At 34.9% G+C, this 22,599-nt stretch carries 22 protein-coding genes; 12 read left to right on the plus strand and 10 right to left on the minus strand.

Annotated elements, in window-relative coordinates:
- Positions 1 to 84: 84 nt before the first annotated feature.
- From QO200_RS05885 to gdhA, 7 genes are all read right to left on the minus strand, one after another.
- Positions 85 to 465 (minus strand): TraR/DksA family transcriptional regulator, encoded by a 381-nt coding sequence (locus tag QO200_RS05885; RefSeq protein WP_371537596.1) that lies wholly within the window; start codon positions 463 to 465, stop codon positions 85 to 87.
- 3 nt (positions 466 to 468) lie between these two features.
- Entirely contained in the window at positions 469 to 3,930 is a 3,462-nt protein-coding gene (gene ileS, locus QO200_RS05890) for an isoleucine--tRNA ligase (RefSeq protein ID WP_371537598.1), read from the minus strand.
- Between the two features lie 124 nt (positions 3,931 to 4,054).
- Positions 4,055 to 4,261, minus strand: a complete 207-nt coding sequence (locus QO200_RS05895; protein WP_371537600.1) for a helix-turn-helix transcriptional regulator — start codon at positions 4,259 to 4,261, stop codon at positions 4,055 to 4,057.
- A complete protein-coding gene (locus QO200_RS05900; protein ID WP_371537602.1) occupies positions 4,251 to 4,715 on the minus strand; it encodes a hypothetical protein in 465 nt (154 codons plus the stop codon). Before QO200_RS05900 ends, QO200_RS05895 begins: the two co-directional genes overlap by 11 nt.
- 110 nt (positions 4,716 to 4,825) lie before the next feature.
- The gene (gene recO, locus QO200_RS05905) at positions 4,826 to 5,539 is read right to left on the minus strand and encodes a DNA repair protein RecO (RefSeq protein WP_371537604.1); all 714 of its coding nucleotides are present in this window, start codon (positions 5,537 to 5,539) and stop codon (positions 4,826 to 4,828) included.
- 63 nt (positions 5,540 to 5,602) lie between these two features.
- Positions 5,603 to 7,891 (minus strand): T9SS type A sorting domain-containing protein, encoded by a 2,289-nt coding sequence (locus QO200_RS05910; protein ID WP_371537606.1) that lies wholly within the window; start codon positions 7,889 to 7,891, stop codon positions 5,603 to 5,605.
- A 134-nt stretch (positions 7,892 to 8,025) separates the two neighbouring features.
- A complete protein-coding gene (gdhA, locus tag QO200_RS05915; RefSeq protein WP_371537609.1) occupies positions 8,026 to 9,369 on the minus strand; it encodes an NADP-specific glutamate dehydrogenase in 1,344 nt (447 codons plus the stop codon).
- 277 nt (positions 9,370 to 9,646) lie between these two features.
- Between gdhA and QO200_RS05920 the strand changes: the two genes are divergently transcribed.
- Positions 9,647 to 10,450: a glutamate dehydrogenase gene (locus QO200_RS05920; protein WP_371537611.1), complete on the plus strand. Its 804-nt coding sequence runs from the start codon at positions 9,647 to 9,649 to the stop codon at positions 10,448 to 10,450.
- Between the two features lie 99 nt (positions 10,451 to 10,549).
- Here QO200_RS05920 and QO200_RS05925 read toward each other — a convergent pair whose 3' ends face one another.
- The gene (locus QO200_RS05925; RefSeq protein WP_371537612.1) at positions 10,550 to 11,692 is read right to left on the minus strand and encodes a cystathionine gamma-synthase; all 1,143 of its coding nucleotides are present in this window, start codon (positions 11,690 to 11,692) and stop codon (positions 10,550 to 10,552) included.
- Positions 11,693 to 11,794: 102 nt separating this feature from the next.
- Between QO200_RS05925 and QO200_RS05930 the strand changes: the two genes are divergently transcribed.
- Both QO200_RS05930 and QO200_RS05935 read left to right on the plus strand, forming a co-directional pair.
- Positions 11,795 to 12,538 (plus strand): DUF3298 domain-containing protein, encoded by a 744-nt coding sequence (locus tag QO200_RS05930; protein ID WP_371537614.1) that lies wholly within the window; start codon positions 11,795 to 11,797, stop codon positions 12,536 to 12,538.
- Between the two features lie 94 nt (positions 12,539 to 12,632).
- Positions 12,633 to 13,076 carry a hypothetical protein gene (locus QO200_RS05935; RefSeq protein WP_371537617.1) on the plus strand — a complete coding sequence of 148 codons (444 nt, stop codon included), beginning with the start codon at positions 12,633 to 12,635 and terminating at the stop codon, positions 13,074 to 13,076.
- Positions 13,077 to 13,324: 248 nt separating this feature from the next.
- On the opposite strand, the gene QO200_RS05940 is transcribed toward QO200_RS05935, so the two are convergent.
- Positions 13,325 to 13,780, minus strand: a complete 456-nt coding sequence (locus QO200_RS05940; protein WP_371537620.1) for a DinB family protein — start codon at positions 13,778 to 13,780, stop codon at positions 13,325 to 13,327.
- A gap of 77 nt (positions 13,781 to 13,857) precedes the next feature.
- On the opposite strand from QO200_RS05940, the gene QO200_RS05945 reads away from it, so the two are divergent.
- The 5 genes from QO200_RS05945 (at position 13,858) to nadD (ending at position 17,493) form a co-directional block, all read left to right on the plus strand.
- The gene (locus QO200_RS05945) at positions 13,858 to 14,214 is read left to right on the plus strand and encodes an arsenate reductase family protein (protein ID WP_371537623.1); all 357 of its coding nucleotides are present in this window, start codon (positions 13,858 to 13,860) and stop codon (positions 14,212 to 14,214) included.
- Positions 14,207 to 15,124: a DMT family transporter gene (locus QO200_RS05950; protein ID WP_371537626.1), complete on the plus strand. Its 918-nt coding sequence runs from the start codon at positions 14,207 to 14,209 to the stop codon at positions 15,122 to 15,124. Before QO200_RS05945 ends, QO200_RS05950 begins: the two co-directional genes overlap by 8 nt.
- Before the next feature lie 133 nt (positions 15,125 to 15,257).
- On the plus strand, positions 15,258 to 16,118 hold the full coding sequence (locus QO200_RS05955; RefSeq protein ID WP_371537628.1) for a YicC/YloC family endoribonuclease: 861 nt from the start codon (positions 15,258 to 15,260) through the stop codon (positions 16,116 to 16,118).
- 107 nt (positions 16,119 to 16,225) lie between these two features.
- Complete coding sequence (gene gmk / locus QO200_RS05960; protein WP_371537810.1) at positions 16,226 to 16,801, plus strand: guanylate kinase; 576 nt, start codon at positions 16,226 to 16,228, stop codon at positions 16,799 to 16,801.
- Positions 16,802 to 16,911: 110 nt separating this feature from the next.
- Positions 16,912 to 17,493 carry a nicotinate (nicotinamide) nucleotide adenylyltransferase gene (gene nadD, locus QO200_RS05965; RefSeq protein WP_371537631.1) on the plus strand — a complete coding sequence of 194 codons (582 nt, stop codon included), beginning with the start codon at positions 16,912 to 16,914 and terminating at the stop codon, positions 17,491 to 17,493.
- Here the strand turns inward: nadD and QO200_RS05970 are convergent, their stop codons facing one another.
- Positions 17,494 to 18,468, minus strand: coding sequence for a LysR family transcriptional regulator (locus tag QO200_RS05970; RefSeq protein WP_371537634.1), 975 nt, complete (start codon positions 18,466 to 18,468; stop codon positions 17,494 to 17,496).
- Between the two features lie 9 nt (positions 18,469 to 18,477).
- On the opposite strand from QO200_RS05970, the gene QO200_RS05975 reads away from it, so the two are divergent.
- The 4 genes from QO200_RS05975 (at position 18,478) to QO200_RS05990 (ending at position 22,492) form a co-directional block, all read left to right on the plus strand.
- Complete coding sequence (locus QO200_RS05975; protein WP_371537637.1) at positions 18,478 to 19,245, plus strand: type 1 glutamine amidotransferase domain-containing protein; 768 nt, start codon at positions 18,478 to 18,480, stop codon at positions 19,243 to 19,245.
- 5 nt (positions 19,246 to 19,250) lie between these two features.
- A complete protein-coding gene (locus QO200_RS05980) occupies positions 19,251 to 20,408 on the plus strand; it encodes an iron-containing alcohol dehydrogenase (RefSeq protein ID WP_371537640.1) in 1,158 nt (385 codons plus the stop codon).
- 288 nt (positions 20,409 to 20,696) lie between these two features.
- Positions 20,697 to 21,692 (plus strand): NAD(P)H-dependent glycerol-3-phosphate dehydrogenase, encoded by a 996-nt coding sequence (locus tag QO200_RS05985; protein WP_371537643.1) that lies wholly within the window; start codon positions 20,697 to 20,699, stop codon positions 21,690 to 21,692.
- 47 nt (positions 21,693 to 21,739) lie between these two features.
- A complete protein-coding gene (locus QO200_RS05990; RefSeq protein WP_371537645.1) occupies positions 21,740 to 22,492 on the plus strand; it encodes a DUF6503 family protein in 753 nt (250 codons plus the stop codon).
- Positions 22,493 to 22,599 lie beyond the last annotated feature (107 nt).

Genomic DNA, 22,599 nt, shown 5'->3' on the forward strand with positions numbered 1-22,599 from the left:
ATTCTAAAAATTAAATTCCAAATCCCAATAATTTTATAAGTTATTATTGGAATTTGGAATTTTACTATTGAAAATTTTAATTTCTTAGCGTTGCGAGTTTTTAGCTTCGATACTCATGGTGGCATGAGGAACAATTTTTAGTCGCTCTTTACTAATTAACTTACCTGTAACTCTACATATGCCGTATGTTTTATTCTCTACACGGAATAATGCGTTTTTTAAATCACGGATAAACTTCTCCTGACGGATCGCTAATTGTGAATTTGCTTCTTTAGACATAGATTCACTACCTTCCTCAAATGCTTTGAATGTAGGTGAAGTATCATCAGTCCCGTTATTCAAATCATTCATGTAAGCACTTTTTATCAAATCTAAATCGAATTGCGCTTTTTGAATTTTATTTAGAATTATCTCTTTGAACTCTGCCAAATCGGCATCAGAGTATCTTGTTGGTGCCTCTACCATAATCTAATTATTAGTAATTATTATTTTTGTTTTTATCTCGTCAAATTCAATTTCAACTCCATCACTTATGTTATCTTCAAAAACTAATTCTTCTGTTAATGTTTCTGACTTAATATAATCAACATTTGGCATTACCGCCTCTTCAAGAGTTTCATTTTTTTGCAAATGTACTTTTATTTTATCCGTCACTTCAAATCCCGAATCCTTTCTGATATTTTGAATTCTGTTGACTAACTCTCTTGCAATTCCTTCCTTTTTCAATTCTGGAGAAATAACAATGTCAAGCGCAACCGTTATTCCGTTAGAATTAGCGACCAACCATCCTTCAATATCTTGGGACGAAATCTCTACATCTTCTATTGTTAAAGTTATGCTTTTTCCTGCAATAACCACTTCTAACGTTCCGTCGCTTTCCAATTGATTGATTTTTTCGGCAGAAAAACTCTGTATCTCCTTGGCAATCAAGCCCATATCTTTACCAAAACGTGGCCCTAACGTCTTGAAATTTGGCTTAATCTGCTTCACTAAAACCCCAGAGGCATCATCTAAAAATAAGATTTCTTTAACATTTACCTCTGCCTTTATGAGGTCGGAAACAGCTTCAATTTCAAGTCTTTGCCTCTCGTCAAGTACTGGAATCATTACCTTTTGCAAGGGCTGACGTACCTTAATCATTTCCTTTTTACGGAGTGATAAAACTAATGACGAGATAGTCTGCGCTTTCTGCATTTTACTCTCTAACATTTTATTAACAAAGTTTTCAACGTGTTTTGGAAACTCTGCCAAATGTACGCTGTCAAATTTTTCTGACTGTGTTGCTAAGGTTAAATCTCTGTAAAGCTTATCCATGAAGAAAGGTGCAATAGGCGCTCCTAATTTACTTATCGTCAATAAACAAGTATACAACGTTTGATAAGCTGCAATTTTATCTTGGGCATACTCCCCTTTCCAAAAACGTCTTCTGCATAAACGAACGTACCAGTTACTTAAATTTTCTTGTACGAAATCAGAAATAGCGCGAGCTGCTTTTGTAGGCTCATAATCGGCATAGAAACCATCTACATCCTTTATCAAGGTATTCAATTCTGAAATAATCCATTGGTCAATTTCAGGTCTTTCATTTAATGGAATTTCAGCTTCCTCATATTTAAACCCGTCTATGTTTGCGTACAAACTAAAGAACGAATACGTATTGTATAAGGTTCCAAAGAACTTTCTACGAACCTCAGCGATTCCTTCAAGGTCAAATTTTAAATTATCCCAAGGATTTGCATTCGATATCATATACCATCTTGTAGCATCCGGACCGTATTCAGCTAATGTTTCAAAAGGATCTGCTGCATTTCCTAAACGTTTGGACATTTTTTGTCCATTTTTGTCTAGGACTAATCCATTTGAAACTACATTTTTATAAGCTACTTTATCAAAAACCAAAGTCGCAATTGCATGTAAAGTATAAAACCATCCACGGGTTTGATCCACGCCTTCAGCAATAAAATCAGCTGGGAAATCTTTATTCTCGTCAATTTTATCTTTATTTTCAAAAGGATAATGCCATTGTGCATAAGGCATAGATCCACTGTCAAACCAAACGTCAATCAAATCAGCTTCACGCTTCATTGGTTTCCCAGAAGCAGAAACCAAAGTAATTTCATCGACTACATTTTTATGTAAATCAATTAAATCATAGTTTTCTTCATCCATATTCCCAATTTCGAATCCTTTGAAAGGGTTTTCTTTTTGGAATCCGGCTTGAATTGACTTTTCTATTTCGTTATACAATTCTCCTACTGAACCTATTAAAACTTCTTCTTGTTTGTCTTCTGTTCTCCAGATTGGCAGTGGAATTCCCCAAAACCTGGAACGAGATAAGTTCCAGTCATTGGCATTTTTTATCCAGTTTCCAAAACGTCCTTCTCCTGTCGATTTTGGCTTCCAGTTAATCGTTTCGTTTAAGTCAAACATTCTGTCTCTTACCTCAGTGATTTTTATAAACCAAGAGTCAAGCGGATAGTATAGAATAGGTTTGTCTGTTCTCCAGCAATGCGGGTAACTGTGGACATATTTCTCTACTTTAAATGCTTTGTTTTCTTCTTTTAAACGAATCGCAAGTTCTACATCAATAGAACGATCTGGCGCTTCGCCATCGTCGTAATATTCATTTTTTACATATTTACCAGCATACTCACCCATGTGTGAGGTGAATTTCCCTTGTAAGTCTACTAAAGGAACTGGAGTACCACTTTCATCCAAAACCAATAATGGCGGAATTTCTGGTGTTGCTTCTTTCGCCACTTTTGCATCATCTGCTCCAAAAGTAGGTGCCGTATGTACAATTCCTGTTCCGTCCTCAATGGTAACAAAATCTCCTGAAATTACTCTAAAAGCATTTTCTGCGTTTTGATAAGGCAATGCGAATGGCAACAATTGCTCGTAACGAATCCCAACTAAATCAGCTCCTTTGCATTCTGCAAGGATCTGGTATGGAATTTTTTTATCTCCTTCTTTGAAATTTTCAAAGTCAGCAAGATCTTGACTTTCATAAAATCCTTTCCCAAATTGTTTTCCAACTAAGTTTTTAGCTAAAACGACATTCGTTAAAGAAAATGTATATTGATTGAACGTTTTCACTAAAACATATTCAATTTTTGGACCAACAGTCAAAGCTGTATTAGATGGTAAAGTCCAAGGCGTTGTTGTCCAAGCCAAGAAATAAACCTCATCAAGATCTAAAACTGATAATTTATAATGCTGTAGATTTTTTGAACTGATATAATCATAAAACTTAGAACACAATAGTTCTCTTGATGATTCTAAAACTTTGAATTGAGCCACAACAGTAGTATCCGTTACATCACGGTAACTTCCTGGTTGATTCACCTCATGAGAACTCAATCCTGTCCCTGCTTTTGGAGAATATGGCTGAATAGTGTAGCCCTTGTACATCAAATCTTTATTATAGATTTGTTTGAGCAACCACCAAACGGTCTCCATATACTTAGGCTTATAAGTCACATACGGATCTTCCATATCTACCCAATAGCCCATTTTTTCGGTCAAATCATTCCAAACATCCGTATAACGCATTACGGTTTTTTTACAAGCCTCGTTATATTCTTCGATGGAAATAGACTTTCCTATATCTTCTTTTGTAATACCTAATTCTTTCTCGGTACCTAATTCCACAGGCAATCCGTGAGTATCCCAACCTGCTTTACGCTTAACTTGAAACCCTTTTTGTGTTTTATATCTGCAAAAAATATCTTTGATAGCTCGTGCCATTACATGGTGAATTCCCGGTAATCCATTTGCCGAAGGCGGACCTTCAAAAAATACGAAAGGAGTATTCCCTTCACGTGTAGTCACACTTTTCTCAAAGATGTTTTCTTTTTTCCAAAAATCTAGTACTTCTGATGCTACAGTTGGTAAGTCAAGTCCTTTGTATTCAGTAAATTTTGTGCTCATTTTATCCTTTTCTTTAATCGAAGTGCGAAAGTAAGGAATTTTCAATAATTAAACACGGATTTCATGAATTGACGCAGATTTTGTTTATTAAGCCGATTTAATTCTTATAAATCTACTGTTTTAGCTACTGTTTTTCATCATCATCTAACTCGAAAAATTCATTAACGGCTTTACCAAATAACATTGATAATTTTAAGGCTAATAAAGTAGAAGGAACAAACCGATTAGTTTCAATTGAATTTATTGTTTGTCTAGAAACCCCTATTTTCTCTGCTAACTGCTCTTGTGTAATGTTTAAAATGGCCCGTTCAATTTTCAACCTATTCTTCATTATACGCTTTTTTTAGCTTCCTGAAAGTAACAATCTGGATTGACAGTAAAAAAAACAATACAGAAATATCTTTACTACCCTCAATTGTGCGCAATTTTGAAAAACTTAAAATAAGGGTGTAATGAATAAACGGAACCAATAAATATAACAACACTGCACCTATAACGGCGTAATTATAAGACTGCATCCGGATTTTTGCAATTAACTCATCTTCTACTTTTTCTTTTGATATTGAAATCATAAGTAATCCTAAAACCGTACCTGTCTGAGCTACTCTCTCAAATAAATCTTGGATTCTTACCTCTGCAAAATAGATTTTAATAGAGCTGACAATTGCTAAAATCGAAACAATGAATAACACCAAACCAACAATTTTAAATTTATTAGGAAGCTGGTAGCCCGTAATTTTATTAATTTTTTCGATATCTCCTTCTTGTTTTACTTTTGCCTCCATAAAGTTAATTTGTTAAAGCTTGCTTTCCTTAAAGAACAACAAACTTGATTAAAAGACAAATATACTTTACTTTTAAACACAAAACAGAATTTAATCTGAAATTTTCAGCTTTAAGAAAAAACCTCCTTTAGAACATCAAGCGATTTTGGTTTTTTGAAGCCGTCAAGATGAAAACTGTAGTAATCGATCAGAATTTTAAGCACAATTTGTCTTTCAATAACATGGAAGATCTTTTGGTCATTGTCAAATCGCAAAGCGATAAGTTTTTTAAACAAATTTGACTCATGCTCAGTCAAGGAGCTAATAGCATGAAAGGGAGTAAAAATACCGTTAGTCATTTCGAAAAAAGGCATGTCCATATCGGAGGTATCCGGATAAAAACCTAAATATTTAGTAGTTTCCAGCATTAAAATTAAATGAAAATTGGCTGTTTCATCGTGGTTATCAAGCCAAAGCAACGCAGCTTCTAGAAATTCAAAAAGCGACTCGTTTTTTTCTTCTTCATGGATCGAATGATGTAAAACTTCAGAAATAAACATCACAATGGTACTCTTATAAATATCGGAGTGGATCGTTTGAAAAGGTGTGCTTAGTTTTATTTCTTTAAAGCTCTCTAGCGTACCTTTGTTCTTATGCACTGCTTCTATTTCGAGAATAGACAACGGTTGAAAATAAGCAATTTTTTGGTTGGATTTTCGCCCAGAAAAAGCATCACGAACCAAATAAGACTTTAACCCATGCGATAGTGTAAAACATTTCACAATCAAGCTTTTTTCTTGGAATTTTAGTGATGAAAGCACTATAGCTTTTGTTTTAACCTGCATTACTTTTTGTTTTAAATTTAAAGTTTAAGCCTTTAAAAACCCCGAACTCATAACCGCAAAAAATCATCTGATAATCATTACTTTCTTCACTTTGGTTTCCACTCCGTCTTGCGCTGATATGAAAATCATATACACCCCAGAAGCCACCTCGTATTTCCCAAAAGCAGTTGTATCCCATTCTAAAGTACCTCCTTCAGAAATCGCTTCATATACTAAATTACCCGCAATATCCGTGATTTTTACATTTGCTTTATTAATCAATCCAGCAATTTTTACCGTTCCGTCATAGTTAGGTCGCACTGGATTGGGGTAAACATAAGCATTCGTTAAATCTTCACTTGCTGTTGTTGCAATACCTTTAAACGAAATCATTCCCTTAGCCGTGGCTATAAAAACTTCACCAGTTGTACTATTGATATCGATGTCATTAATAACATTACTAGGCAAAGGAGAATTGCTTATCGTAAAATGATACTTCGTCTCCTGACCATTCGCTGAAACCATAAACAAACCAGAATCAGCGGTACCTATCCATTTATTGTTCGCTCCATCCACTGCAATATCCGTGATAAATTGCTCATAAAGTAATTCTTGTGCAAGATTATCATCTAATATAATTATAGAATTCGTCGTTAGTTGATCTCCTGTTTGGAAATTCCCAACGTTAAACAATACGCGCAGCCCTTTTATTGTCCCTATCCACAGTTGGTTTCTATTATCTATTGCTAAAGCTCTAACATCTGAAGCTGGTAGATTTCCTGAATCAGTGCCTGTTGTGATTTTTTTGAATGTGTTATTACTTTCGTTAAAACCAACGACACCATCTCTATTTGTTGCCATCCATTTAGTACCGTTTTTATCAATGACCATTCTACCAAAACTATTATCCTCACTAGCATCTAATATATTTTCTGTCGAATAACTCTGCCACTCCCCACTGGTTTTTAACACTTTTAATCCGTTTTTTACTCGGCTATTTGTAACCCAAAGAGCTCCATTTTTATCAAATGCAGCCCCATTTATTCGCACATCAATATAACTCGGACCTGCAAATGTTATTGATTCCAGGCCACTATTGGTTTCATTATATAAAAACGTTGGCTTCTCTTCTTCTATTTTTAGCAATCCTGAAAAGAATGAACTAGCATACACTTCCTCCTCTTTATTAGGATTGACCGTTATTCTACATATTGATTTTGCACCTAAAACCGATTTATAAGGAATATTTAACCATCCAGCCTGACTAAATTTACTAATCCCATAATTATCTAATCCATAAGGATTATAAGCAGAATCGTAGTCTCCATAAACTGCCCACAAAGAACTTGAGGTAGCTTGAAAGGCAAAAATATTATTTCTAGACGGCCCCATAGGCGTTGTGTTTTCAAAAGCAGAAACCGCAGAGATTGTTGTGGTTAGCAAGCCATTTTCTTTTGTTCCAATGTAAATCACATCATTAATACTGGTAGCACAACTGAAAACAGGACTATAATCGGGAATTTGATTGTTATTTATCTGACGTATTAAAGTCAATTGCGTATTATATATGTAAACAGCGGCGGTAGTAGTCACTATTAAATAGGAACTATTAGCCCTAGTATCCACTGCGGGCTCTGATAGTGTCGTTAACCCAATAAACGAATTTATGCTTGCGTTATAGGTATGTATATTTCCCAAACTATTAACTGCGATCAATTCCGCTCCAAAAGAAACAATGCTTGACCAACTTCCAACTGCAACCACTTCCCATTGCTTGTAGTCATTTAAGTTTTTACTTGAAATCGATGCACGACGAATACCATTGTCTGTCGCAGCATAAATAAACCCGTTATGAATAGCAGTTTGGCTAACACTTATTTCTGCACCAACATCGCCAATGAAATAAGTATCTCCAAAAAGCATACTCTTTAAATTAAATTGGACAACACCAAAATCACAAGAGACATAGACAATACCCTCCAATTCAGTGAAATGATTCACTTTTTTCATGTTTGCAGGAAGCTGTTTATTGATAATATCAACTACTTTCAACATACTGCCATCAGATTCATTAATTACGATTATCAGTCCGTTTTCATAACCAACCACCGTTTTATTAAAAATAGTACTGTAATATAAAGAACTTATCGTTTGCCCCGAAAGTCCGTCAATTGTATTAGTTGTTTTGATTTGGCTATCAATTGTGTTTTGAGAAAACAAAGCATTTTCTGAGGCAGCAAAAACTGTGGTAGACGAGGCTGAAATATCCTTAATCTCATTGTATGAAAAATAGCCTTGCCACAACAAATTGTTTTGAGAAAAACCCATTTGTGTGAGTAGCAAAATCAGAAAGCTATAGAATATTTTTTTCATTATAGGGATACTTATAATTCACAAATATAGTACAAACGAAAGTATTCAGTTTTTGTTCTAACCAAAAAAATGCCTTCTACTCAATCCCGAAGTATCGGGACGGCAGAAGGCATTTAAATTATTTAAAAAAAGTTTTATACCACTCCTTGAGCAAGCATAGCGTCAGCCACTTTTACGAATCCAGCAATGTTAGCTCCTTTTACATAGTCAACATATCCTGATGCATCTTTACCGTATTGTACACATGAAGCATGAATAGCAAGCATAATTCCTTTTAATTTTTCATCTACTTCTTCAGAAGACCAGCTTAATCTTAAAGAGTTTTGAGACATCTCTAAACCTGAAGTCGCAACTCCACCTGCATTAGATGCTTTTCCTGGAGCAAACAATAATTTAGCATTTTGAAATACTAAAACAGCATCTGGTGTTGTAGGCATGTTAGCACCTTCAGCCACACAAATACATCCATTTGCTACTAGAGCTTTAGCTTCGTCTTCGTTTAATTCATTTTGAGTTGCACATGGTAGTGCAATATCACATTTTACTTCCCATGGACGTTTCCCTGCGAAATATTTAGCGTTTGGATATTTAGCAACGTAGTCACTTATTCTTCCTCTCAATTCATTTTTAATCTCCATTACGTGTGCTAGTTTATCACTATCGATACCATCAGCATCGTAGATATAACCTGCCGAATCTGACATAGTAACTACTTTACCACCTAATTGAGTTGCTTTTTCAGTAGCATATTGCGCAACGTTTCCTGAACCTGAAACAACAACTGTTTTACCTGAAAAACTATTTCCTTTAGTTTCCAACATACTTTGTGCAAAATAAACTGCTCCGTATCCTGTAGCTTCTGGTCTGATTAATGAACCACCGAAAGAAATTCCTTTACCAGTTAAAACTCCTGTAAATTCATTTCTTAGTCTTTTATATTGACCAAACATAAATCCAACTTCTCTTCCTCCAACACCGATATCACCAGCAGGTACATCCGTATTTGCTCCAATATGTTTAGACAATTCAGTCATGAAACTTTGGCAAAAACGCATTACTTCAATATCTGATTTTCCTTTTGGATCAAAATCAGCACCACCTTTTCCACCACCCATTGGCAATGTAGTTAAGCTGTTTTTAAAAGTTTGTTCGAAAGCCAAAAACTTTAAGATGCTTAAATTTACCGAAGGGTGAAAACGAAGTCCTCCTTTATATGGTCCGATAGCCGAATTCATTTGTATACGGTATCCTCTGTTTACTTGAGTAGCTCCTTTATCATCAATCCAAGCTACACGAAACATAATGATTCGATCAGACTCAACCATTCTTTCCAAAAGCATTTTGTTTTGGTATTTTTTATTTTCTTCAATGAAAGGAATTACTGTTTCAGCAACTTCTAAAACTGCCTGCAAAAATTCTGGCTCGTTCGGGTTTTTTTTAGTAACCTCTTCAATAAAAGTAGTAATACTTTGTGACATGATTCTTAGATTATTAACGTTTAAGAAAACGTTTTCGTTAGTGACTACAAAGATAGGTGTTCTTAGAATATTTCTTAATAATATTTTACTATATATTGGCGAATTATATTTTTACTAAGCATTCTTTAAAAAATCACGATTTGAAGTTGTGATTTTCTGCAAAACGTTGTGCTTTTCTTAAGCAATTTACCTTTTAATTATTTATTTTTAAATTTATTTTTAAAGGATGAATGATGTTTTTTATATATTTGTCAGGACTTGAAATTTTAACAAAAAAATGCTCAAACACCTCACTATTCTTTTATTTGTCCTTTTTGGCTTTTCATTTAATTCAAACGCTCAATTTGGCTTTTCACATGAGATAGGTGTTATTGCTGGTCCTGTTGCTTTTCAATCAGACTATGGAGAAAGGTATGATTTTAGTACAAATGCTGGGAATACTGGTTTAGGAATTGGGATTATTCATTATCTCAATTTTTCTTATGAAGCAGATTGCAACTGTTATACTCCTGACACTTATTTTAACGACCACTTCAAACTAAGAACTGAATTATCCTATAACAAAACCGACTTAGAACATCTGGGAGAATGGGTAGCTCCTGAGCGCACAAGACTTGGAGCAGACCAATTACGCGCCATGAAAGGAAGTACAGCCATCACTAATATAGGAATACAACTAGAGTATTTCCCTTTGAGTATTAGAAGATTTACTGCTACAAATGGAAGTTTAGGACCATTTATTAGTTTAGGCGGACAGTTTAGTTATTATAACGCCAAAGCCTACTCGACCTTAGGTCCTTTGGGGACACCGCTTACAACATTTCCAAAATACTTAACCCCAACAGACAATCACCCTTATGGATTTTCAACCGAAGGCGGCACGGTTTGGTCTGTAGTATCGAGTGTAGGAACACGTTATAAATTATCTCCTTTGCGCGATTTAATGATTGATTTGAGATTTCAATATTTTTTCAGCAATTGGGTCGATGGTCTAAATCCAAACCCTGATATTTACAAAGAGAATAAAGCTAACGACTGGCTAGTTTGGTTGAACGTTGGTTACATCTACTACTTACAATAGCCATAAAACACTTATAAATAAAAGCCCAATTCTGAAATTTAGAATTGGGCTTTTACTCTTTGCACTCCCCCCGAACTAAGAAGAACGAAGCTACACTAATTACGCTAGTGCTTGTTTTAAATCCTCGATTAAATCCTCGACATCTTCTATACCTACACTTAATCGAACTAAATCATCAGTAATCCCAATTTCCTTTCTTTTATCTTCTGGAATCGATGCGTGCGCCATCATTACAGAGTAATTTGCTAATGACTCTACTCCACCCAAAGACTCTGCCAAGGTGAACAGTTTTATTTTTTCAAGAAAATCAATTGCATCTTCTTTTTTACCAGATACGAAATTGAAAGAAACCATGCCTCCAAAACCACGCATTTGCTTTTTAGCAATTTCATGAAATGGATTACTTAGCAATCCTGGATAATATACCATTTTAACTTTGGGATGACTGTCCAAAAATTCCGCTACTTTTTCTCCGTTTTCGCAATGTCTTTGCATTCTTAAATGCAACGTCTTTATTCCTCTCAGCACTAAAAAGCTATCCATCGGCCCTAATGTCGCCCCCGTAGCAAATTGTTGAAAATGCATTTGTTTACCTAATTCTTCATTTTTCATAATCAAAGCACCTGCCATAACATCAGAATGTCCCGCAAGGTATTTTGTCGCTGAATGCATCACAATATCTGCTCCTAAATCCAATGGATTCTGCAAATAGGGCGTGGCAAAAGTATTATCGACGGCAAAAAGCACTTTATTCGCTTTTGTGATTTTAGCAATCTTTTCAATATCTACCAATTTCATCATAGGATTCGTTGGTGTTTCTACCCAAACTAATTTGGTGTTTTCATTAATCAATGACTTAAATTTTTCTGTGTCATTCATATCTACAAAATGGAATATTATACCTGAATCTTTATATATTTTTGTAAACAATCTATAAGTTCCTCCGTACAAATCATCCATAGCAATCACTTCATCACCTGCTTTCAATCCACGCATCAAACAGTCTGTTGCCGCTAATCCTGATGAAAAAGCCAATCCTCGTGCACCATTTTCAATACTCGCCAAAGCATTTTCCAGAGCTGACCTCGTAGGATTTGCAGTTCTACTGTACTCATAATCCCCAATAGGATGACCCGGACTTGTTTGTACAAACGTAGTCGTTTGGTATATTGGCGGCATCACTGCCCCTGTACTTGGATCATGATGTTGCCCGCCGTGTATTGTTTTAGTATTGAATTTCATGTCTTTAAATTTTCAGCTTTAATGGTTTTACAAACTTACCCATTAATTTATTCTTAGGAAGGTACAAGTTGCTACCTTTGTATTTAATTAACAATTTTTGAAATGAAAAACTATATTCTTTTCGCGTCCGTATTCTTTCTTTTTGCCCGTTGCGAAAAAGAACTGGTTTTCGAAAATCAAACTTTTGAAAAAAAAACTACTTTGGCTTGCAAGAGTGATTGTCCTCATATAATTATACAAGTTCCTATTGCAAAAGACGTCCCAATAGTCGCTGACAGCATCAATAAAAAAGTATTCTCTGTTTTAAAAGAGATCGTCTACTTTGGAGAAAAGCCCTATACATCGACTGATTACAAAGGACTGGTCAGTTCGTTCATCGATTCGTACGAGAAACTGCAGAAGGATTTTCCAAAAGATTCTTTTGGCTGGGAAGCAAAGATTAATGGTGAAGTTAAATACGTGTCTGAAAATATCATTAACATAGAAATCAAACACTACACCTACACTGGCGGTGCTCACGGTTATCAAGGACTTCGTTCTTTGCTGTTTGACTCTAATACAGGAAAAACAATCTTGCAACATCAATTATTTAAGGATAGAAAATCCTTTAAGGCTTTCGCCGAAAAAAAATTCAGAAACAAATACAAAATCCCCGAAAAAGGGTCGATAAACCAAACGGGGTTACTATTTGAAGACGATACTTTTCATTTGCCTCAAAACATATTTTATACCGATAAAGGATTACTGTTGTTTTACAATCCCTATGAAGTCGCCTCTTATGCTGATGGAACAAAGGAATTATTGCTGTCTTATAACGAACTCAATGACTATCTAAATTTGAAGTAGGTTAAGTCTTAACACTAGGTTTTAAAATTATTGGAGGAATGAAAAAACATAAACTTGAAAGGTTGCGAGCGCTTAGAAATTAAAACAAAAATCTATGAGAAAAAGTTTGTTCAAGATATTGCTTATTGTATTGAGTCTCTCAATATTTGTTACATCGTTGACTTCCGATGCGTTTTCATACAAATATCAAGGTGTACAAATTATGACGTCATTATCGTGCTTTTTGATGGGCAGTATTGCTATTTTAGGTGGTGGTCTCCTAGAATGGGTAATTTGGCTGGCAAATCCTTTATGTCTTATCACAATATTTTGTTTAATTATGGATAAAGCTATAGCTGTAAAATTCGCTTTTATAGCAGGGTTTCTTGCGATTTCATTCTATTCTTGGGATTCTATACTTGCAGCAGAAAGCGGGACTTCTGGAAAAATTTTATCAATTAGGCAAGGTTACTACATTTGGGTCGCAAGTATAATTGTCTTAGCATCTGGAACTTATATCTATTTTAAAAAGTATAAAGAAATAAAATATACTGACTAAGATACGTACCGCGAACTTCCATTTGTAATTTTAGTAGTAAATAGAACCAATATTTTTATTACGTTTATTTTCCAAATATCCAAAACATGAAACTCCCACAAAACACCTAGCCCCGATTGAAGTGGAAATCCTCTTGTACTCCACCCTATTTTTTTCTGGTAGAAAAGAGCGACCAGAGGAAGCTCCTTTTATAGCTTAGAAAAAAAGGGTGGAGAGTGAGAGGTTGTAACGAAAAGCGAGATTAGCTTCTAAATAAACTTACGAATACTCATTGCAATCCCAATATGCAACCCTTCGTGAAAGTCGTTGAAAGCCAACGCATCTAAAGCACTTTTTAGCACAATCCCTGCAGATGTTGGGTATTCCTGATAATTAATAAAGATTTTATTTTCCAAATCGGTTTCCGTTTGATTGATGCTTTCTAGAAGTAAGGCTTGGATTTCTTCGACCTCGGCTTGAGTTGCAATATGTTCTGGCTTGGTTCCTTTTTTATATTTTTCGACCATTTCGTCTGAAATCATCATGGGCAATCCCGATAATTTGTAAACTAACATTTGTTGAACGACAATAACATGGGCAATATTCCAAATCAAGTTATTGTTGTATCCTTCGGGAATTTTATTCAGTTGTTCTAATGTATATCCCGCCAGCATTTGAGATAGTATGTTTCTACTTGTTCTAGTAACGTCTAGTGTTTGTTGCATTTTTCTAATTTTTTGATAAAAATAATCATTTTCCGTCTCAAATTAATTTTCTTTGCACAAAGAAAATGCATCTTATTATGAACAAAATATATTACATCGCTTCCTGCGATACTTGTAGAAAAATTATAAAATCTTTACCAAAAGGAAATGACCTTGTGTTTCGCGACATCAAACAAGATCCATTGACAGTAGACGAACTAGACGAAATGTACCAACTTTCAGGAAGTTATGAAGCGTTGTTTAGCAAAAAAGCACAGTTGTATAAGTCTATGAATTTAAAGGACAAATCCTTGACAGAGGACGACTATAAAAAATACATCTTAGAACATTATACTTTTTTGAGCCGACCCGTTTTTGTCATTAACAACGCCGTTTACATAGGTGGAACCCAACAAAACATGCTTCAGGTGATGAAAGCGTTAGCTAATGTCTAAAAGGAATGTTGCACTGTTTGGCGCTACCATTGTTTCAGTTATCTATGGGGTCACTTTCACTATAGCAAAGGACGTAATGCCAAAGTACATCGATGCTTATGGTTTTATTTTATTACGAGTAAGTGGGGCTATGCTTTTGTTTTGGTTGTCTTGGCTTTTTATGCCAAAGGAAAAAATAGCCTTCAACGATTTTCCGCGTATTATTGCCGCTGCATTCTTTGGTGTTGCTTTTAACATGCTTACTTTTTTTAAGGGACTAAGCCTTACTTCTCCCATCTCGGCATCCGTAATTATGGTAACAACCCCAATGATTGTGCTAGTTCTTTCGGCAGTTATCATGAAAGAACGCATGCGAAAACGCATGGTGATGGGAATTATTTTAGGATTGATAGGAACGGGATCTCTCATATTATACGGCAGATCCATTGGTAGTGCCACAAATGCAAGTCTCGGTAACATCCTAGTTTTGGTAAATGCTATATCTTATGGTTTTTATTTAATAATCGTCAAGAAATTAATGGATAAATACAATGCGTTCACCTTTGTAAAATGGATTTATCTGTTTGGTTTTTTGATGGTCTTACCTTTTGGCTGGAGCCAATTTGAAGTCGTCAACTGGGTAACTGTCCCGGCGATTATCTATTGGAAAATAGGTTTTGTGGTGGCCATTTCGACTTTTGTTACCTATTTGTTAAATCTCCTCACTATGAAAGAATTAAAACCAACAACCGTTGCTGTTTTTATTTATTTACAACCTTTCTTCGCCACTGTTTTCGCCATAGGATTAGGTAAGGACGAACTAAATCTAGTGAAAATACTGGCTGCACTATTGATATTCACGGGTGTTTATATGGTAACATCCTCCCCCAAACTCCCTTTGAAGGAGGAGCAGATCGAACTTGAAAAGTAAAATCCAAAAATTGGAATCGAACCTCAAATGTGAGAATTGAAACGTAAAAACGGAGACCGAGACCGAGACTGCCAACTAAAAAACTAACCACTGACCACTTTTTTACTACCTTTGAACTCTTTTAGAAAAATATATGATACAATCAATGACAGGTTTTGGTAAAGCAACTATTCAGTTACCAACCAAAAAAATAACAGTAGAAGTAAAATCTTTAAATAGTAAAGGTTTAGATCTAAACGTGAGGATACCTTCTCTTTACCGTGAAATGGAATTGGGTCTACGTACTCAAATTGCTTCCGCACTTGAAAGAGGAAAAGTAGATTTTTCTATTTTTATCGAAAGTACCGCTGAACAAACGACTACCAAAGTGAATGTGCCCATCGTAAAAGCGTACATCAATCAATTGAAAGCCGTTTATGCAGATGCTGACGAAACAGAATTGATGAAAATGGCCGTGAGAATGCCAGATGCTTTAAAAATTGAGCGTGATGAAATTGACGAGAATGACTGGGCTCAAATTAAGGTAGTAATCGAAGAAAGTTTAAATAACATTAAAACTTTTAGAAGAGACGAAGGGCTTTCATTAGAAAAAGAATTTCAATTGCGCATCGGAAACATTCGTCAGTACATGACTGAAGCTTTAGCATTAGATCCGGAACGCGTACAAGCCATAAAAGACCGTCTACAAACTGCTATTGATGAGTTAAAAGTAAATGTAGATGAAAATCGTTTTGAACAGGAATTAATCTATTATTTAGAGAAACTGGACATAACCGAAGAAAAAGTACGTTTAACAAATCACCTGGATTATTTCTTAGAAACCTTAAACGGAACAGAAGCTAACGGTCGAAAACTAGGTTTTATTACTCAAGAAATGGGTCGTGAAATTAATACTATGGGATCTAAATCCAATCATGCACAAATGCAGAAATTAGTCGTTCAGATGAAAGACGAATTAGAAAAAATCAAGGAACAAGTTTTGAACGTTTTGTAACATTCACCTGCAGAGACTCCATTTATCAAGTCTCTTTTCACAAGGTTTAATTAAATTATATCTGCATGGTTTTTCAAAACTTTGTAGAAAAGCATAAAAATAGTACAATGAGCAAAGGAGGAAAATTAATCGTGTTTTCGGCACCCTCAGGATCCGGAAAAACGACAATCGTCAGACATTTATTAAGCCAAGAAGATCTGAATTTAGAATTCTCAATTTCGGCAGCTTCTCGTGATGCCAGAGGCGAGGAAGTAAGTGGAAAAGATTACTACTTCATGTCTACTAAAGAATTCAAACAACACATTAAGAATGACGACTTTCTGGAATGGGAAGAAGTATACAGAGACAATTTCTACGGAACCTTAAAAAGTGAAGTAGACCGGATCTGGGCCAAAGGAAAAAATGTAATTTTTGATATTGATGTTGCTGGAGGATTGCGAATCAAATCTAAATTCCCTGAAGAAACATTGGCTGTTTTTGTGAAACCACCAAGTATTGATGAGTTAAAAATTCGTTTAAAGAAACGCTCCACTGAGAGTGAAGATAAAATCAATATGCGAATCGCTAAAGCTTCGGTTGAGTTAGCCACAGCACCACAATTTGATGTAATTATCAAAAACTATGATTTGGATATTGCTCTTGAAGAAGCGTATCAGTTGGTGAAGGATTTTGTAAAAGAATAACTATTACACAACGATTCACAAAGAAAAAATAGAGAGAAACACGAAAAATTTATAAATTACTTTGTGAGTCTTCCTGAAACCTTTGTGAATCTCTGTGAAACAAAATATTTATGAAAATAGGATTGTATTTCGGAACCTTTAACCCAATCCATATTGGGCACCTGATCATTGCCAATCATATGGCTGAAAATGCCGATTTAGACCAAGTTTGGTTAGTTGTCACCCCACACAACCCTTTAAAGAAAAAAAGCACCCTACTTGACGACTACCACCGTTTGCAAATGGTGCACCTCGCCACCGAGGATTTTCCTAAATTGAAACCTTCCGATATTGAATTCAAATTATCTCAGCCTAATTATACGGTAAATACTCTAGTTCACCTAGAAGAGAAATACCCAAACCATGAATTTTCGTTGATTATGGGAGAAGACAATTTAAAATCTTTGTACAAGTGGAAAAATTACGAAGTTATTTTACAAAATCATGCAATTTACGTCTACCCACGAATTTCATCTGAACCTGAAAATCTAGAGTTGAAAAATCACCCAAAAGTGCATTTGATTGACGCCCCCATAGTCGAAATTTCTTCTACTTTTATTCGAAAAAACATTAAAGAAGGAAAAAATATTCAGCCTCTTTTACCAGTTAAAGTATGGGAATACATAGATCACAATAATTTTTACAAAAAATAATCACTCTAAAATCTTTTTCAATTCTGCTTCAATTTCTTGAAAAGCAGTATTAAAATTATCATTTTTACCTGACAGTAAAAACACCTCGGTTTTGGCCATTTGTTTACTATCCCATAGTAACTGTAGTTTTTTGTTCTGCAAGAAAGACTTGGCATTACAATTCCACACAACCGCAACCCCATTATTTTTTGAGAGCACCCCTAACATCTCGTATTCAGAAGGAATAATGAAATTAGGGATTACGGAGGGCCTTTTTTTATTAAAGACATACATCCAGAATAATTTCACATGCGGAATTCCAGAATCATGGCTATACCAAATTTGTCCATTCAGCCAATTCTCCGTCGCAGCAAAATCATTCCCTTTAATTTTAGTTTTTAATCCAGTGGCATCAATGGCAGTTGAACCCACTATAATTTGTTTGATGTCACCCACTTTTTTCTGAATGGTGTCAAAAGTGTCGTATTTGGCAGTTACAATTGCAAAATCCAGCTTCTTGGCATTAACCAATTCGAAGAGCGTTTGATTTTCATGAAAACTAAAATCAATAAAGTCGAATTTTGAAATTAGCGAACTCCCCAAACTACTGAATAAATGTTCAGATATCCCTATTGTGATTAATCGGTTGGCATTAAAAGCTTTGGTGCGAAAACCATTTTCCACATTTTCCAACCGATCTAATGCTTCTATTATCAAGTTATTCAGTAACTTAGCATATTCTGTTGGCTCGACGCCTTTGGATTTTCTATTGAATAGTTTATAGCCTACGTGCGCCTCCAGCATAGACATTTGCTGACTGACCGCCGGTTGACTGATAAATAATTCTTTGGCAGCTAACGAAAAATTACCGTTTTTATAAACGGATTTAAACGTTCTGTACCATTCTAAATTAACCATGATATAAATATATTTATCACAAACATAATTTAAATTATTTTTACTAATAACATATTCGCCGTAAATTTGTACAAACATAATAACAAAATGAAAAAAGTCGCATTATTTGCATTAATAGTATTAACAGTAGGTTGTTTTACAGCAACTGCACAAAAAACAAAAAAAACTAAGATGAAAAAAGTATTATTCGTTCTAACTAGTCACTCAGAATTAGGGAACACAGGAGAAAAAACAGGATTTTGGGTTGAAGAATTTGCAGCACCCTATTATGAGTTAGCAGATAAAGGAGTTGTAATTGATATTGCAACGCCACTAGGAGGTCAGCCTCCAATTGACCCTAAAAGTGATGATCCATCTGCAGCAACAGAAGACACTAAAAGATTTGACAAAGACACAGAACTTAAAGCAAAATTAAGCAAAACGCATAAATTAACTGACGTAAAAGAGTCTGATTATGATGCTGTATTTTATCCAGGAGGTCACGGGCCATTATGGGATTTAGCAACTGATAAAAATTCAATTGATTTAATTGCTGCTTTTTATTCTAATAAAAAACCGGTAGCATTTGTTTGTCATTCACCTGCAGCACTTAAAAATGTAAAAGTGAACGGAGAATTCTTAGTAAAAGGAAAGAAACTGACTGGTTTTTCTAACGCCGAAGAAGCAGCAGTAGGATTAACAGATGTTGTTCCATTTTTATTAGAAGACGCTTTACAAGCAAACGGAGCTACCTATTCATCAATAGAAGACTGGCATCCTTATGCAGTTGAAGACGGTTTGTTGATTACCGGACAAAATCCGGCTTCATCTAAATTAGTTGCCGAAAAGTTATTACACCAATTAAATAAAAAATAATAATCATGTTAAACTTCGAATTATATAATCCCACGAATCTTGTATTCGGAAAAGGACAAATAGAAAAATTAGCAACCCTCGTACCTAAAGGAGCTAAGATATTATTGGCTTACGGTGGAGGAAGTATCTTTAAAAATGGAATATACGAACAAGTGATCAACAATCTTAAGGGTCATGAAATTGTGGAATTTAGCGGAATTGAATCTAATCCCCGTTTCGAGACTTTAATGAAAGCTGTTGCCGTTGTTAAAGAAGAAAAAATAGATTTCATACTTGCCGTTGGAGGTGGATCTGTAATTGATGGTGTGAAATTTATTTCTGGCGCCGTTAATTATGATGGAGACCCAATCGAGATTTTGCAAAAGCGCATTTTAATTAAAGAAAATGCAGTGCCATTTGGAACTGTCTTAACTTTGCCTGCAACAGGAAGCGAAATGAACTCTGGTGCTGTGGTGACTATCGAGTCAACTAAAGAAAAACTTGCTTTTGGAGGTTCTGCTTTGTTTCCGCAATTCTCTATTTGCGACCCAACAGTAATCGAATCTTTACCAAAAAGACAGTTACAAAACGGAGTCGTTGATGCATACACACACGTGATGGAGCAATACTTGACATATCCTCACGAAGGATATTTACAAGACCGTATTGCTGAAGGAATTTTACAAACCTTACTTGAAGTTGGTCCAAAAGTGGTGGAAAACCCTAAAGATTATGCCTTGGCATCTAACTTTATGTGGAGTTGTACTATGGCTTTGAACGGTTTAATCCAAAAAGGGGTTCCTAATGATTGGGCAACCCACATGATAGGTCATGAACTGACTGCTAAGTATGAAATTGACCATGCGAGAACATTAGCTATCATCGCTCCGAGTTTATACAAAGTGATGTTTGAGACTAAGAAAGCAAAACTGGCACAATATGGGAAACGCATCTTCAACTTAGAAGGTACCGAAGACGAAATTGCCAATGAAGCGATTAACAAAACGGTTGAGTTTTTCCATATAATGGGAATGGATACTAAACTTTCTGACTACACAAAAGAATACGATGACACAGCAGATTTCATCGTGAAACGTTTTGAGGAAAGAGGATGGAAAGGCTTAGGAGAAAGACAAAATATCACATTAGACAAAGTAAAAGAAATTGTTGAAATGAGCTACTAGTTAAAAAAGGTGAAAATCCAGCTTAAAATAAAAAGGCGTTCTTGAATTAAATTCTAGGACGCCTTTTTTTTAACACCAAAACTAACTAATTCCAATTTCATATATTTTTAAATAACTTAATATATAGTAAGTTACAACGTTAAAAAAATAGGTATATTGTATGGAATTATAAAAAATTATTTATTTATAATTTTTTGCTTTTTTTACTTAATAAAACTTCAGTATCAATACTTATTTTTGGTTAAATTAATCCATTTTTAAGTACTTTTGGTTAAATTTAATAAACAGATGAGCGGTAAGATAAAATTTGCAGTTATTGGTGGTGGAAGCTGGGCAACAGCGATAACAAAAATGTTATGTGTCAATCTTTCTGAGGTTTCGTGGTATATGCGAAATGAAGAGGCAATTGAACATATAAAAAAACACAAACACAATCCGAATTATTTAAGTTCTGTTGAATTTGATACAAAAAAATTAAAACTAACAAGCGATATTAATGAAGCAGTTGCCTATGCTGACTATATTATTTTTGCTATACCATCCGCTTTTTTAAATGGTGAACTGGAAAAACTAACTGTTTCTCTGGAAGACAAAGTAATTTTCTCTGCGATCAAAGGAATCGTTCCTGAAACGAGTATGATTGTAGGTGAACATTTCCATTTTAAATACGAAATCCCTTACCATAATATTGGTGTAATTACAGGTCCATGCCATGCTGAGGAGGTCGCCTTAGAGCGTTTGTCCTATTTAACTATTGCTTGTGGTGATGCCGAAAAAGCAAAAGTAGTAGCCAAAAATCTTTCCGGAAATTACATTAAAACGAAGATTACTGATGACATCATAGGAACTGAATATGCTGCGATGCTTAAAAACATTTATGCTATAGCAGCAGGGATAGCACATGGTTTGGGTTATGGAGATAATTTCCAATCGGTATTAATGAGTAACGGAATACGAGAGATGAAAAAATTCATCAAGAAGGTCCATAAAATGAAGCGTAACATTAATGACTCGGCTTACTTGGGGGATTTATTGGTAACGGGATATTCTGTTTTTTCTAGAAACAGGATGTTTGGAAACATGATCGGAAAAGGATACACCGTAAAAAGTGCCATGATGGAAATGAGTATGGTTTCTGAAGGATATTACGCTACTAAAAGCGCTTATAAACTCAATCAAGGTTATGGCGCTAAAACACCAATTATCGATGCTGTTTATCAAATTTTATATGAAGGCAAAGATGCCAGAGCTGTTTTCAAGAAATTGACAGATCAACTAGATTAGAATCGTATTTAGATTATTTTAATCAAGCCATTTAAACAATCACGCATATGACACTCATTCTTCCTAAAACAGGTATATCTTTTGTTAACCGAACTATACTTCTACTATGCCTGCTAGTCTTTTTCAAGACTTCTGCTCAAGAAATTAGCGGCGAGCAACTATTAGAACGAGCAATACATTATCACGACCCACAAGGTAACTGGGATCATTTTAAAGGAAAACTAACCATCGGTATGACAATGCCAAACGGTACCGAACGTTTAAGTGAAATAAGTATCGATTTTCCAAATCAGTATTTTAAACTTGCTATGGTAAAGAATGACAAAACTGTTGAATATAGCGTAACTAATGGTACATTCTTATTGAGTCTGGATGGTAAAAATAATTTTACCGAAGAGGAAATAAAAACTTACAATCTTACCGAAGCACGAACTAAATTCATGCAAAATTACTATACTTACTTATACGGCTTACCTATGAAGCTAAAAGATCCAGGAACTATCATTGATTCCGCAGTAGAGAAAAAGGAATTCTTAGGGAAAGAGTATCTTGTTTTAAAAGTAAAATATGAAGAAGGAGTTGGTAAAGATGCTTGGTTCTTCTATTTTGATCCTAAAACTTATGCTTTAAAAGTATATCAATTTTACCACGACGAAACTAAAAAGGACGGAGAATATATTCTACTAAGTGATGAAGAGGAATTTTCTGGAATCAAAATCCCTAAAGTTAGGGCTTGGTATCTTAACAAAGACGGAAGCTATTTAGCAACAGATACCTTAACAAAGGTTAGTAAATTATAAAAAATTGAGCTGCTATTTTTACTAGTACAGCTTTTATAGGTATTAATTTTTCAAAACTAAAAAGCAGCTATCTCCTTTAAACAAGGGCATAGCTGCTTTTTTTATTG

It is taken from the genome of Flavobacterium sp. Arc3, assembly GCF_041431375.1.
In the GTDB taxonomy this organism is placed as follows: Bacteria; Bacteroidota; Bacteroidia; order Flavobacteriales; family Flavobacteriaceae; genus Flavobacterium.

Coding starts and splice junctions, on each gene's coding strand:
- QO200_RS05885 (WP_371537596.1), bottom strand. CDS start 465: ATGGTAGAGGCACCAACAAGATACTCTGATGCCGATTTGGCAGAGTTC.
- ileS (WP_371537598.1), bottom strand. CDS start 3,930: ATGAGCACAAAATTTACTGAATACAAAGGACTTGACTTACCAACTGTA.
- QO200_RS05895 (WP_371537600.1), bottom strand. CDS start 4,261: ATGAAGAATAGGTTGAAAATTGAACGGGCCATTTTAAACATTACACAA.
- QO200_RS05900 (WP_371537602.1), bottom strand. CDS start 4,715: ATGGAGGCAAAAGTAAAACAAGAAGGAGATATCGAAAAAATTAATAAA.
- recO (WP_371537604.1), bottom strand. CDS start 5,539: ATGCAGGTTAAAACAAAAGCTATAGTGCTTTCATCACTAAAATTCCAA.
- QO200_RS05910 (WP_371537606.1), bottom strand. CDS start 7,891: ATGAAAAAAATATTCTATAGCTTTCTGATTTTGCTACTCACACAAATG.
- gdhA (WP_371537609.1), bottom strand. CDS start 9,369: ATGTCACAAAGTATTACTACTTTTATTGAAGAGGTTACTAAAAAAAAC.
- QO200_RS05920 (WP_371537611.1), top strand. CDS start 9,647: ATGCTCAAACACCTCACTATTCTTTTATTTGTCCTTTTTGGCTTTTCA.
- QO200_RS05925 (WP_371537612.1), bottom strand. CDS start 11,692: ATGAAATTCAATACTAAAACAATACACGGCGGGCAACATCATGATCCA.
- QO200_RS05930 (WP_371537614.1), top strand. CDS start 11,795: ATGAAAAACTATATTCTTTTCGCGTCCGTATTCTTTCTTTTTGCCCGT.
- QO200_RS05935 (WP_371537617.1), top strand. CDS start 12,633: ATGAGAAAAAGTTTGTTCAAGATATTGCTTATTGTATTGAGTCTCTCA.
- QO200_RS05940 (WP_371537620.1), bottom strand. CDS start 13,780: ATGCAACAAACACTAGACGTTACTAGAACAAGTAGAAACATACTATCT.
- QO200_RS05945 (WP_371537623.1), top strand. CDS start 13,858: ATGAACAAAATATATTACATCGCTTCCTGCGATACTTGTAGAAAAATT.
- QO200_RS05950 (WP_371537626.1), top strand. CDS start 14,207: ATGTCTAAAAGGAATGTTGCACTGTTTGGCGCTACCATTGTTTCAGTT.
- QO200_RS05955 (WP_371537628.1), top strand. CDS start 15,258: ATGATACAATCAATGACAGGTTTTGGTAAAGCAACTATTCAGTTACCA.
- gmk (WP_371537810.1), top strand. CDS start 16,226: ATGAGCAAAGGAGGAAAATTAATCGTGTTTTCGGCACCCTCAGGATCC.
- nadD (WP_371537631.1), top strand. CDS start 16,912: ATGAAAATAGGATTGTATTTCGGAACCTTTAACCCAATCCATATTGGG.
- QO200_RS05970 (WP_371537634.1), bottom strand. CDS start 18,468: ATGTTTGTACAAATTTACGGCGAATATGTTATTAGTAAAAATAATTTA.
- QO200_RS05975 (WP_371537637.1), top strand. CDS start 18,478: ATGAAAAAAGTCGCATTATTTGCATTAATAGTATTAACAGTAGGTTGT.
- QO200_RS05980 (WP_371537640.1), top strand. CDS start 19,251: ATGTTAAACTTCGAATTATATAATCCCACGAATCTTGTATTCGGAAAA.
- QO200_RS05985 (WP_371537643.1), top strand. CDS start 20,697: ATGAGCGGTAAGATAAAATTTGCAGTTATTGGTGGTGGAAGCTGGGCA.
- QO200_RS05990 (WP_371537645.1), top strand. CDS start 21,740: ATGACACTCATTCTTCCTAAAACAGGTATATCTTTTGTTAACCGAACT.